Origin of the sequence: Prosthecobacter sp. (assembly GCF_046154365.1) — a bacterium.
Classification (GTDB): domain Bacteria; phylum Verrucomicrobiota; class Verrucomicrobiia; order Verrucomicrobiales; family Verrucomicrobiaceae; genus Prosthecobacter.
Genome location: NZ_JBJXFV010000138.1, coordinates 1 through 12,120, shown reverse-complemented (window position 1 = coordinate 12,120; position 12,120 = coordinate 1). Strand labels below are relative to the sequence as shown.

9 protein-coding genes are annotated in these 12,120 nt (G+C 60.3%); 5 read left to right on the top strand and 4 right to left on the bottom strand.

The window, feature by feature from the left end; genetic code table 11:
* Positions 1-290: 290 nt before the first annotated feature.
* Positions 291-1,019 carry a segregation and condensation protein A gene (locus ACKVY0_RS17590; RefSeq protein ID WP_409216134.1) on the top strand — a complete coding sequence of 243 codons (729 nt, stop codon included), beginning with the start codon at positions 291-293 and terminating at the stop codon, positions 1,017-1,019.
* Between the two features lies 1 nt (position 1,020).
* On the opposite strand, the gene ACKVY0_RS17585 is transcribed toward ACKVY0_RS17590, so the two are convergent.
* Positions 1,021-1,188, bottom strand: a complete 168-nt coding sequence (locus ACKVY0_RS17585; RefSeq protein WP_409216133.1) for a hypothetical protein — start codon at positions 1,186-1,188, stop codon at positions 1,021-1,023.
* Between the two features lie 52 nt (positions 1,189-1,240).
* On the opposite strand from ACKVY0_RS17585, the gene dusB reads away from it, so the two are divergent.
* From dusB to ACKVY0_RS17570, 3 genes are all read left to right on the top strand, one after another.
* The gene (dusB, locus tag ACKVY0_RS17580; protein ID WP_409216132.1) at positions 1,241-2,263 is read left to right on the top strand and encodes a tRNA dihydrouridine synthase DusB; all 1,023 of its coding nucleotides are present in this window, start codon (positions 1,241-1,243) and stop codon (positions 2,261-2,263) included.
* On the top strand, positions 2,260-3,492 hold the full coding sequence (locus tag ACKVY0_RS17575; RefSeq protein ID WP_409216131.1) for a M48 family metallopeptidase: 1,233 nt from the start codon (positions 2,260-2,262) through the stop codon (positions 3,490-3,492). Before dusB ends, ACKVY0_RS17575 begins: the two co-directional genes overlap by 4 nt.
* 84 nt (positions 3,493-3,576) lie before the next feature.
* The gene (locus ACKVY0_RS17570; protein WP_409216130.1) at positions 3,577-6,384 is read left to right on the top strand and encodes a PSD1 and planctomycete cytochrome C domain-containing protein; all 2,808 of its coding nucleotides are present in this window, start codon (positions 3,577-3,579) and stop codon (positions 6,382-6,384) included.
* Positions 6,385-6,561: 177 nt separating this feature from the next.
* On the opposite strand, the gene ACKVY0_RS17565 is transcribed toward ACKVY0_RS17570, so the two are convergent.
* A complete protein-coding gene (locus tag ACKVY0_RS17565) occupies positions 6,562-8,022 on the bottom strand; it encodes a peptide MFS transporter (RefSeq protein WP_409216129.1) in 1,461 nt (486 codons plus the stop codon).
* 53 nt (positions 8,023-8,075) lie between these two features.
* Positions 8,076-9,872 carry a DNA polymerase III subunit gamma/tau gene (gene dnaX / locus ACKVY0_RS17560; RefSeq protein WP_409216128.1) on the bottom strand — a complete coding sequence of 599 codons (1,797 nt, stop codon included), beginning with the start codon at positions 9,870-9,872 and terminating at the stop codon, positions 8,076-8,078.
* A gap of 90 nt (positions 9,873-9,962) precedes the next feature.
* On the opposite strand from dnaX, the gene ACKVY0_RS17555 reads away from it, so the two are divergent.
* Positions 9,963-11,174: a radical SAM/SPASM domain-containing protein gene (locus tag ACKVY0_RS17555; RefSeq protein ID WP_409216127.1), complete on the top strand. Its 1,212-nt coding sequence runs from the start codon at positions 9,963-9,965 to the stop codon at positions 11,172-11,174.
* Positions 11,175-11,267: 93 nt separating this feature from the next.
* On the opposite strand, the gene ACKVY0_RS17550 is transcribed toward ACKVY0_RS17555, so the two are convergent.
* Positions 11,268-11,939 carry a transposase gene (locus tag ACKVY0_RS17550; RefSeq protein WP_409216126.1) on the bottom strand — a complete coding sequence of 224 codons (672 nt, stop codon included), beginning with the start codon at positions 11,937-11,939 and terminating at the stop codon, positions 11,268-11,270.
* Positions 11,940-12,120: the final 181 nt, after the last annotated feature.

Below are 12,120 nucleotides of genomic sequence, written 5' to 3'. Positions count from 1 at the left end.
GACGCTGGCGCACGATATTCAGGTCCCTCTCCCCGCGAGAAACGTGTTGCGCAAACAGGCGAGCTTCGGGGAGAGGTTAGGTGAGGGGCCAGTTCGGCGTTCGTTGCAGGATTGCTTAACGGCATTGGCTTTAGCCTACTCGCCACTTTTGGCACGGGAGACGCGTTGTGAAAGCCAGGCGAGTAGGTTTCACCATACTCGCGCTCCGGCAGAGGCGGCGGCAGAGTCAAGCGGGGAGAATACCCGCGCTCCTGGGTTGCGGTGGCCAATTCTCCGGTCTATCTCGGCGCGTGGAAGATACCGACTACAAAGTTAAACTCGAGATTTTTGAAGGCCCGCTGGACCTGTTGCTCTACCTCATCAAGAAGGAGGAGATCGACATTTACAGCGTGTCGCTGGAGCGCATCACGCGGCAGTACCTGGATTACATCGACACGTTCAAGGCGCTGAACATCGAGCTGGCGAGCGAGTTCATCGTGATGGCGGCCAATCTGATGTACATCAAGAGCCGCGAGCTGCTGCCGAAGGATGTGCAGCCGCCGGAGGAGGACGCGGAGGAGAATGACCCGCGCTGGGAGCTGATCCGCCAGCTCGTGGAGTACAAAAAGTTCAAGGAGGCCGCCCAGTTCCTCGGCGTGCAGGAGGTGAAGGGCGATGAGTTGTTCGTCACCACGCCGGAACTCCCCGATCTGGACGCCCCGGTGGAGACGCTGGGCCAAGTGGGCATCTTTGACCTGATCCGCGCCTTCCAGCGCATCCTGAAGCGCTTCGAGAACGCGAGCGACTTCCGCGAGATCGTCAATGATCGCTACACGGTCGCCGACAAGATCGAGTACCTGCTCAACATCATGCCGGTGGGTGGCAGGATGCGGTTTGAGGAGCTGTTCACTGATGCCGCCAGCCGTGGCGAAGTGATCGTGACCTTCCTGGCGATGCTGGAACTGATCAAACTCAACCACCTGCAAGTGGAGCAGGAGCAGTTGCTGGGCGAAATCGTCGTGGTGCGGCCGGCGGCGTGAGCTATTTCCCTTTCGCCACCGCCGGAGCAGGAGGAGCGACACGCGTGAACTGCGTGGACTTGCCGAGCATCCAATAGAGACCGCCAATGCAGCCGATCAGGACAAACGCCGCCATCACGGTCCAGAGGCCCGGGAAAAGCGGTTTGCGGAAGCGGCGGCGTCTTGCCATCGGTAAATGTGACACGGCTTGCCGCACTGTGCCAGTGCGGCTATGATCGAAGATGCTTCCCTGGCTCAACAACGACCACTTTCCGCTCTATCTGGCCCCCATGGCCGGGGTGACGGACGTGATCTTCCGCCGTTTGTGCAAAGAACAGGGCGCGGACGTGATGGTGACGGAGTTCGTCAGTGCCGAGGGAATCCTGCAACGCGATGACCGCACGCGGCACTACACGGACTTCGATGACGAGCAGCGCCCGCTCGGTGTGCAGCTCTTCGGCTCCGACGGCGTGCGCATGGGCGAAGCGGCGCGGAAAATCATCGACTGGAAGCAGCCAGACTTCATCGACATCAACTTCGGCTGCCCGGTGAACAAGGTGGTGGCGAAGAACGGTGGCTCCTCGCTGTTGAGGGATTGTCCGCTGCTTGCCAGCGTGGCGCGTGAGGTCGCCAAAGCGGTGCCGATTCCCGTCACCGCGAAGATGCGCATCGGCTGGGACGCGGATCATGTGAATGCCGTCGAAGTGGCCCGTATTCTCGAGGACTGCGGCATGCAGGCCATCGCCGTACATGGTCGCACGCGTGCGCAGGGCTACACCGGTCTCGCTGACTGGGATGTCATCGGGCAAGTGGCCGATGCGGTGAAGATTCCCGTCATCGGCAATGGCGACATCGCCAGCGGACTCGATGTGGAGGTGCGCCGCGCTCAAACCAACGTGAAGGGCATCATGATCGGCCGTGCGGCGATGGCGAACCCGTGGGTGTTTAAAGAAGCGAAGCATTACCTCGCCACCGGCACGCATGCGCCGCACGCCAGCGTCGAAGAGCGCTTCAACTTCATGCGCCGGCACTGCAAGCTGGCCATCGAGCGCAATGTGCGCATGGAAGAGCAGCAAACGATGCGCTCCATGCGCAACCGCCTGATGAACTACACGAAGTCGATCCCCGGCGGCAAATGGCTGCGCCAGCACTTCTCGCAGATCGGCAGCGTGATGCAGTTGGAGGACATTTTTGCCTCGTATCTCGATCATCAGGCCACGCACAGCCACGACCACGCTTCTCAAGACTCCCCTTCCCTCGCATGACGTTTTCCAATCCTTGGTTCATCGCCGCCCTCGTTGGCGTTCTCGGTCTGTTTCATCTCGAAATCATCGCCACGTTTCTGAACCTCGCGCAGTTCCGCCATGCTCTGCCGCAGCGGCTGAAAGACATTTTTTCGGACGAAACGGTGCAGAAGGCCGGTGAGTACGCCAGCCAGTCGGCCAAGCTCGATTTGCTACGCAGCACGGCTTCGCTGGCCGTCATGATCGTGTTTTGGTGGAGCGGTGGTTTTGGCTGGCTGGAGCGCTGGAGCGCTGGCTGGGGCTGGAGCGCGATCCAAACCGGTGTCGGCGTGATCGGGCTGCTGATGCTCGTGCAAAACGTGCTGTCCCTGCCCTTCGATGCTTGGGACACGTTCAAGATCGAGGCTGAATATGGCTTCAACCGCACCACGGTTGGCACCTTCATCAAAGACCGCATTAAAGGCCTGCTGCTCACGGCCTTGCTCGGCGGACCGCTGCTGGCGCTGATCCTGTGGTTCTTCCAGACGCAGGAGCATGCGGTGCTCTACACCTGGCTCACGGTGGCGGGATTCAGCATCGTGATGGCCTGGGTTTCGCCACGACTGCTGATGCCGCTATTTTTGAAGTTCCAGCCGCTCAATGATGGCCCGCTGCGCGAGGCGCTGCTGGCGCTGGCGGCACGCTTGAAGTTCCCGGTGGTCGATGTGTCGGTGGTGGATGGTTCACGTCGATCCAGCAAGGCGAACGCCTTCCTCTCGGGCTTCGGCAAGAACAAGCGCATCGCGTTGTTCGACACCTTGATCGAGAAACACACGCAGGCGGAACTGGAGGCGATCCTGGCGCATGAAATCGGCCATCACAAATGCCGCCATGTGCCGCAGCAGCTCGTGCTGGGGCTGTTGGAGAGCGGGCTGATGTTTTACCTGCTGCATGCGGCCTTGCAGTCGCACGCGTTCTTTGCTGCGTTCGGTGTCAGCAGCATGCCGCTGGGCCTTGGGCTGGTGCTGTTCAGCATCGTGTATTCACCCGCCAGCCTGCTGCTCGGCCTGCTCAGCAGCGCTTTGAGCCGGAGACATGAGTTCCAAGCTGATGCCTTCGCCAAAGCGGCCTGCGGAGCCGATCCGCTCATGGCGGGGCTCAAGAAACTGTCCGTCGATCACCTCTCGCATCCGAACCCGCATGCGCTGACCGTGTGGCTGCATTATTCACATCCTCCCATCGGTCAGCGGCTGGCGGCGCTGGAGGGGTGAATTGCCTTCATCCCCGTAGTTTTTTCGCACCTTTGATAAATGTGCCGTTTCTCAGGCGTAGCCTCTCACAACACCCCTAAATCCATGAAAAACACTCTGCGAGCCTCCTGCCTCACTCTCGCTCTTGCCTCCTTCAATTTTGCCACAGCGGCAGATATCGACTTCACCCGCGATGTGCAGCCGTTGCTGGAAGCCAAGTGCCTGGAGTGCCACAACCCGAACAAGATCAAAGGCAAGCTGCTCATGGACACCGCTGCAGCTCTGCTCAAAGGCGGTGACACCGGCCCAGGACTCGTTACTGGCAAGCCCGACGAGAGCGAGATCGTCAAGCGTGTCGTCCTGCCAAAAGATCATGACGACATTATGCCGCCCAAAGGTGGGCCGCTGGCCGCGAATGAAATCGACGTGCTCAAGCGCTGGATCGCCGAAGGTGCCAAGTGGCCCGATGGTCTCACGCTGCAATACAAGACGCCGGAGCAGATCAAGGCGCTCGCGGCACTGCAAAAGAAGCTGCCCACGATCAAGCGTCTCGAAATTCTGCCCGAAAACTACGCGCTCGAAACCAAGCGCGACAGCCATCGCGTTCTCGTGCTCGCCACGTTTGAAGATGCCACGACGAAGGACGTGACCTCCGTTTGCGATCTCAAAATCGCCGACAGCAAAATCGCCGCGCTCGACGGCCTCACCTTAAAGCCTGTGGCGGATGCCGGTGCCACCGAACTTGTCGCTTCCATCGGCGGACAGACCGCAAAGGCCGCCGTCACCGTCAAAGATGGCACCAAAGATCGCACCGTTTCGTTCCGCCTCGACTGCATGCCGGTGTTCATGCGTGGTGGTTGCAATCAGGGTGGCTGCCACGGTGCCGCACGCGGCAAGGACGGCTTCCGCACTTCGCTGTTCGGCATGGACCCCGCCGGCGACTTCACCCGCATCACCCGCGAGATGCCCGGCCGCCGTGTGAACCTCGCCATTCCCGAAGAAAGCACGCTCATCGAAAAAGCCGTCGGTGCCGTGCCGCACTCCGGCAACCAGGCTTTTGAGCCTGAATCCGTCTATAACAAAGTACTGGTCGAATGGATCACCAACGGTGCTCCAGATGACAGCCCGGAGGTCGCCAAAGTCACCGGCATCGAGATGTTCCCGAAACAAATCGTCATGGAAGGCAAAGCCGGCACCCAGCAGTTCACCGTCCGTGCCACCTACTCCGACGGCACCGACCGCGATGTCACCAATCTTGCCTTATTCATGTCGAACAACGACCCCACGGCCAGCATCGACAAGCAGGGTTTCGTCACCTCTGGCGAACGCGGTGCCGCCTTCATGCTAGCACGTTTTAGCGTGTATTCCGTCACCTCCCAGGTGCTCGTCATTCCCGACCAGCTTCAGTATGAGCGCCCGAAACTCGCCGAGACCAACTACATCGACACCTTGGTCGATGAAAACCTCCACAAGCTGCGCATCCTGCCCTCCGGCATCTGCACGGATGAAGAATTCGTCCGCCGTGCCTTCATCGACATCGCTGGCATCTACCCGCAGGTCGCCGAGATGCGCGCCTTCATTGCCGATGCCAACCCGAAGAAGCGCGAAGCATTGATCGACACCCTGCTTGAGCGCAAGGAGTTCACCGAACTCTGGGTCATGAAGTGGGCCGAGCTGCTGCAGATCCGCTCCGCCATCAACAACAACCAGCCGCCCTTCTACAAGAACGCGTTGCTCTACTACAACTGGCTGTCTGAGCGCATCGGCAAAAACATCCCCATCAACGAAATCGTGGTGGAACTCCTCTCCGCCACCGGCGGCACGGTCTCCAGCCCGGCGGTCAATTTCTACCAGACCGAGGTCGATCAGCTCAAGCTCACTGAAAACGTCGCCCAGGTGTTCATGGGCATGCGCATTCAGTGCGCGCAGTGCCACAACCATCCCTTCGACCGCTGGACGATGGACGACTACTACGGCTTCAAGGCCTTCTTCGCGCAGATCGGCCGCAAGCAGACCGACGATCCGGCTGAGGTCATCGTGTACAACAGCAAGGGCGGCGAATCCCGCCACTTCCTGACCCAGGCCGTGATGAAGCCAAAGTTCCTCGGTGGCGACACCCCGGAACTCAAGCCTGCTGACGACCGCCGCAAAGTGCTCGCCGACTGGATGGCCTCACCACGCAATCCCTTCTTCGCACGCAACATCGCCAACATCACCTGGGCGCACTTCAACGGTGCTGGCGTCGTGGAACCCGTGGATGACGTGCGTGTCTCCAATCCGCCCTCCAATCCAGAGCTGATCGCCACGCTGGCCCAGCACCTGACCGACTATAAATACGACATGCGCAAATTCGTCCGCGACATCTGCAACTCACAGACCTACCAGCGCAGCACCAAGGTCAATGAGACCAACGCTGGCGACAAACGCAACTTCTCCCATGCCCAAGTCCGTCGCGTGCGCGCCGAAGTGCTGCTGGACGCCATTTCACAGATCACCGACACGCCGAACAAGTTCCAAGGCCTGCCACTCGGTGCCCGCGCTGTGCAGATCGCCGACGGTGCCGTGACGAACTACTTCCTCACCACCTTTGGCCGTGCCAAACGCGAATCCGTCTGCTCCTGCGAAGTGAAGATGGAGCCCACGCTCTCCCAGGCGCTGCACTTGATGAATGGCGACGCCGTCAACGACCGCATCAAGCAGGGCCGCGTCGTCGCCAAGATGATCCAGGACAAGAAGAGCGACCGCGAAATCGTCGAAGACCTCTTCCTCCGTGTCTTCGGCCGCATGCCCAAAGACAAAGAATGGGCCTCCGTCCAGCAAGCCATCGGCAGCGACACCGGCGCCCGCCAGTCCGTGCATGAAGACTTGTTCTGGGCGCTGCTGAACTCCAAGGAGTTCTACTTCAACCATTGATGCCGCACGGAGGATAGGCTTCCAGCCTGTCAGCGGATCGAGGCGTCCCGCCTTTGATCGGAGCAAGGCGAGACGCCTCGATCCGCCGTCAGGCAGGATGCCTGACCTCCATCGCTTCCTCCCACCGCATCAGCTTGGCGATCACCAGCGCATTGATGGATGAATTGGATACCCAGTCTATTGAACACCGCGCGCGAACTTCTGCAGCCGTTTGGCAAAGAGCAGCAGCAGCAGCCCGGCAATGGATGCAATCCATACCACGCGCATGAAGATCACCGGCATGGCATGCATCGCATCGCCAGAGACCTCGCCGGCAATGATGCCAGACAGCACATCCCCGAGGCTGGTGCCAAGAAACCAGATGCCCATCATCTGCCCGGTGTGCCGCGCCGGAGAAAGTTTTGTTACCGCGCTCAGCCCCACCGGACTGAGAAACAACTCGCCGATAGTGTGGCAGAAATAAATCCCCAGCAGCCACAGCGGCCACACCTTGCCAACGTCCAGCGCACGATGCGCCGCGAGTGTCGCCAGGCCAAAACCTAGCGCCAGCAACAGCATGGCCCACCCCATCTTGGTCGTCATTGAAAGATGAATGCCACGCCGCCCCATCGCCTGCCAGAGCAGCGCCACCACCGGCGAGAACAGAATCACAAACAGTGGATTGATGGACTGAAACCACGCGGTGGGAATCTCCCATGAACCAATCTGCCGCACCGTGTGCTCCTCGGCGAAAACATTGAAGGAAGAACCCATCTGCTCAAATCCAGCCCAAAACAGCGCCGAAACTCCAAACAGCATGATGATGAGCCAGGTCCGCGCTTTCTCATCCTCGCTGAGTCGGCCGAACAGAAACAACCAAGTAAAAAACAACACCGCCGCGACCAAAATGGCCAGCGTGACCACATGCGCGAGCAGGACGGGATCCAGCGCGATCACCCCAAACACGCACAGCAACGTCACCACGAGCAAAGCCGCCAGCGCCGCGCCCAAGATGCTCCACTCGCGCTTCACATTCTGCCCCGCATGAGCGATTCGCTCTCCCACGCCAGTGAGCGCCTTGCGGGTGAGCTGCCACTGCACCAGACCGAGAAACATGCCTGCCGACGCCGATGCGAACGCCCACCGCCAGCCCCATGAGGCACTTTGCTGCAACCAACCGCTGACCAGCGGTCCGAGAAACGCTCCCAAATTGATGCCAAGATAGAAAAGGGTGAAGCCCGCATCCCGCCGCTGTCCACCTTCAGGATAAATCAGCCCGACGAGCGTGCTCATGTTCGATTTCAGCAGCCCTGAACCGAGCGCAATGATGAGCAGCCCCAGAAAAAACGGCGTCTGTCCCTGCATCCCGAGCACGAGATGCCCTATCGCTATGGCGACGCCGCCCCACCACACCGCACGTTTCGTTCCCAGCAGTCGATCTCCCACCCAGCCACCCGGAAACGCCGAAGCATACACCGTGGCGATATAGAGGCCGTAAATAGCCATCGCCTGCTTCTTTTCCATGCCCAGCCCCGTGCCCGCTGCGGTCATGAACGGCACCATCAGCGCCCGCATGCCGTAGTAGCTCCAACGCTCCCACATTTCGGTGAAGAACAAGGTGGGGAGTCCGCGGGGATGGCCGGTGGGTTCGGAAGTCATGGCGTGAGAAGTCCGCCATCCAAGACGGCATTCCTCAAAACGCCAATGGTTCCTCAGCCTGCGGGCACCAGCTTCGCTTTAAACTTCACCATCGCGCTTTGGATCAGCGGGTCGTTGTAAAAGTCATCGCTCGCCTTCGCAGGTGCCGTTTCCTCGGGAACTGCGGCCTTTGGCTCTGATTTGGGCGCAGCCTTGGGTTCCGGCTTCGGCTTCGCCACAGGTGCCGGAGCATCGAGCAGGCCGAGGCCCATTTCGGTGAACGCAGGCGGCTTCAAGCTCGCATCCAGCACGAACTCAAACTTCATCGCCTTGCCAAGGAGTTCTTGGGCCAGCGATTCGAGAAAACTCACCTGCGCGGGCCGCAGCAGGCTGTCACGCGCGAAACTCTCAGTCGGCGGAAAGCCCACCTTGATCGTATGGTGCGTGATGCCGAGCATGGTGCCGCTTTGCAGCCACGAAACCGCCAGTGGCCGACGTTCCTGCATGGAGGCAATGAGTTGCGGCCAAAAGTCCGCCTCACTGACGGCTTCTCGCGTTTCAGGCACCGCTTTCTCCACTTTAGCCGGCGCTGGTGGAGCCACCGGCTCCGGCGCTTTCTGCGCCACAGGAGTCGGCGGTTCTTCACGCACCACCGCAGGCTGCGGTTTCGCGGGTTCAACGGTGCGGCGCACCAAAGCAACAGGCTGCGGCCTCGGAGCCATTTTGGGCAGGCCCGCAGTGCTTCCGCCATCCAGCGCATCAATCACATCGCTGATCGAAACTTCATTCAAGCTCTGCACCGCCGCGATCACGCCGAGTTCAAAGTGCAGCCGCTTGTTGCTGGCCCAGCGCATGCGCGAATCCACCTCCGCAAGTCCATCGACGATGCGTAGCAGTTGCTCCGTGTTCGCCATGCCCGCTTGGGCAACGACTTCCGCAATCACCTCGGGGCTCAAATCCTCCGCCGCCGCATCAGGATCGGCTTGCTGCACCAGCAGCGTGCGGAAATGCTGAATGAGATCGCCCAAGAAACGGCCAAGCTCCTTGCCGGCCTCGTTCTGCTCATACACCGCACGCAGAGCGCCCACGGTATCGCTTTCGAGGATGTGCCGCGCTAGTTGGGCCACGGCTTCGCCCGAAGTGAAGCCAAACACGTCCAGCACGTCCTGCTCGGTGATGTGTTCGCCGCAAAAGGCCACCAACTGGTCCAGCATCGACTGCGCATCGCGCATCCCGCCTTCGGCTCCCTTCCCAATCGCATACGCGGCCTTCTCATCCAGATTCACCTTTTCCAGCTTCGCGATGTGCAGCAGGTGCTTGGCAATGATCGCATTCGGAATGCGCCGCAGATCAAAGCGCTGACAGCGGCTGATGATCGTCGGCAGGATCTTGTTCGGCTCCGTCGTGGCAAAGATGAACTTCACATGCTCCGGCGGTTCCTCGAGCGTCTTGAGCAGCGCATTGAAGGCCCCCGTCGTCAGCATGTGGACCTCGTCGATGTAATAGATTTTGTAGCGGCAGCGTGACGGGGCATATTTCACGTTGTCCCGCAGCTCGCGCACCTGCTCCACGCCGTTGTTGCTGGCGCCGTCGATCTCCAGCACGTCCATGCAGCGCCCTTCGGCGATTTCGATGCACAGCTCGTCATTCGGATCAAAATCAATGCTCGGCCCCTCCTTGCAGCACAGCGCCTTGGCAAAAATACGTGCCGTCGAGGTCTTTCCCGTGCCACGCGGCCCGACGAACAGGTAGGCATGCGCCAGCCGCTGCTTCTCGATGGCATTCCTCAACGTCCGCACGACATGATCCTGGCCGAGCACGTCTGCGAAGGTCTGGGGGCGGTATTTGCGGGCAAAAACTTGGTAGCTCACCCCGCCAGACTAACGAACGCCTCCGGTGAAGCCAACAGAAGTTTCGACTTTGAACATTGAACTTTGAACCTTGCACATCGAACCTCCGCCATGCTGTTCAGCCTCACCTCCCGCATCCTGCAAACCGTCGATCCGCTCTGTCTGGCGAAGATCGGCTGGAATTTTGGCTACAAGGGGGCGCGGTCGGTCATGCTGCACAAGCAGCGCATGAAGCAGGGCCAATACTTCCCACCCTTCTTCTACATCTCCATCCTCAACTCCTGCAACCTCCGCTGCCAGGGCTGCTGGGTGGATGTGGACAAGCCGCGCGAGTCGCTCAACCTCGACGAACTCAATAAGATCGTGAACGACGCCAAACGGCGCGGCAATGCCTTCTTCGGCATCCTCGGCGGTGAGCCGTTCATGCACCCCGAGCTGTTCGACTTCCTCTCGATGCACCCCGATGCGTTTTTCCAGGTCTTCACCAACGGCCAGATGATCACCGAGAAGGCCGCCACCACCATGCGCAAGCTCGGCAACATCACGCCGCTTGTCAGTATCGAAGGCACCGAGATCGTCAGCAACGAACGTCGTGGCAACAAAGACGTGCTCACCCGCACCCTGCGCGGCCTGCAAAACTGCATCGACGCCCGCGTCCTCACCGGCGTCGCCACCAGCCTCTGCAAAACCAACATCGACGACCTCCTCACCGAGTCCTGGCTGCGCAAACTCATCGATATGGGCGTCCATTACGCCTGGTACCACACCTACCGCCCCGTCGGCCCGAAGATCAGCGCCGACCTCGCCCTCACGCCTGAGCAAATCACCCAGGTGCGCCAATTCGTCGTCAACATGCGCGCCAAGATGCCCATCGCCATCGTCGATGCCTACTACGACCACAACGGCCAGGCCCTCTGCCCCATGGCCAACGGCATCAGCCACCACATCAGCCCCACCGGTGCCATCGAACCCTGCCCCATCATCCAGTTCGCCAAGGAGAGCGTCCGCACGAATGACGACCTCTTCGATGTCTTCACCAAGTCCGAATTCCTCCGCGACTTCCGCAACATCGCCTCCGCCAACACCCGCGGCTGCATCGTCCTGGAGCGTCCCGACCTCGTCAAAGCCGTCGTCACCAAGCACACCGCCAAAGACAGCACCATCCGCCAGACCGCCATGGCCGAAATCGAAAGTATGACGCCAAGAACGAGCCAGTGGCGCGAAGGCGAAGAAATCCCCGAGAAACACTGGATGTACTGGCTCGCGAAGAAGTTCTTCTTCAACGACTTCGGCGTGTACAAGAACCTCAAGTCCGGGGGATAGCCTTCCAGGCTGTCAACGGATCGAGGCGTCTCGCCTTTGATCGGAAAAGGCTGGAAGCCTCTGTCCATCGTCAGGCAGGATGCCTGACCTCCGTCATGCATTACCAAATCCCCAACCCGTCTTTTCCCAGCTCGGATGGATGAACCGCTGCCATTGCGCTTCTGGCAGCCCAGCCTTCGCGGGATTCTTACCGATGTAGCGCACCACCTTCCACAGATGCTCCGTGTCACGCACCAGCGTGTCGTAGCTCTCCGCCTCCCAGACCTCACCACTGCGGCCCAGATGCTTGTTGATCTCCTTGGCGGTGAAACTTTTCCAGGAATGCAGCAAACTGGCCGGATCAAAGCCCGCGAATGGCCGAACGAGCACATGCGCATGATTGGGCATGACGCAGAAGCATGAAACAAAATAGCGCTGCTCCTGGAAGTGATGCAGCGCACGGCTGACGATGCCGGCACATGCTGGATCACGCAGCCAGCACTCGCCTGAGCCGGCATCCAGCCAGTCATCCACGCGGCGCATGGTTTCGCGATGGAGTTCCTGCCACGCCGCCTCATCACGCGGCTCTGGATGTGCCAGCAGCCACTCATCCCGGAAGCGTTCCAGCTCGCGCAGCCGCTCCTTGGGCAGAGAATCCGCCAGACGAAAGGTGACGAAGTACGTCGCACCTTCCTGCACCCAATGCGGCAGCTTGCGACGATATTTGATGATCGGACGGCTCCAGTCGAGTGGATCAAAGTTCGGCGGCCCGTCACGGAAACTCATGCGGCATTCTGAAGGACAGTCGTCCCGGCTGTCAAGCCGGAGGATAGGCTTTATCGATTGAGGTAGGGACGGCGCATTGAGTTGCGCCGCCCCTCCCACCGAACCGGACTGGCGGTTCTCCCGCATCCGGCTCTCCAGTCAGTAGTTGGCTGCTTTCCGCAGGCTGATGATTTCAAGTCGG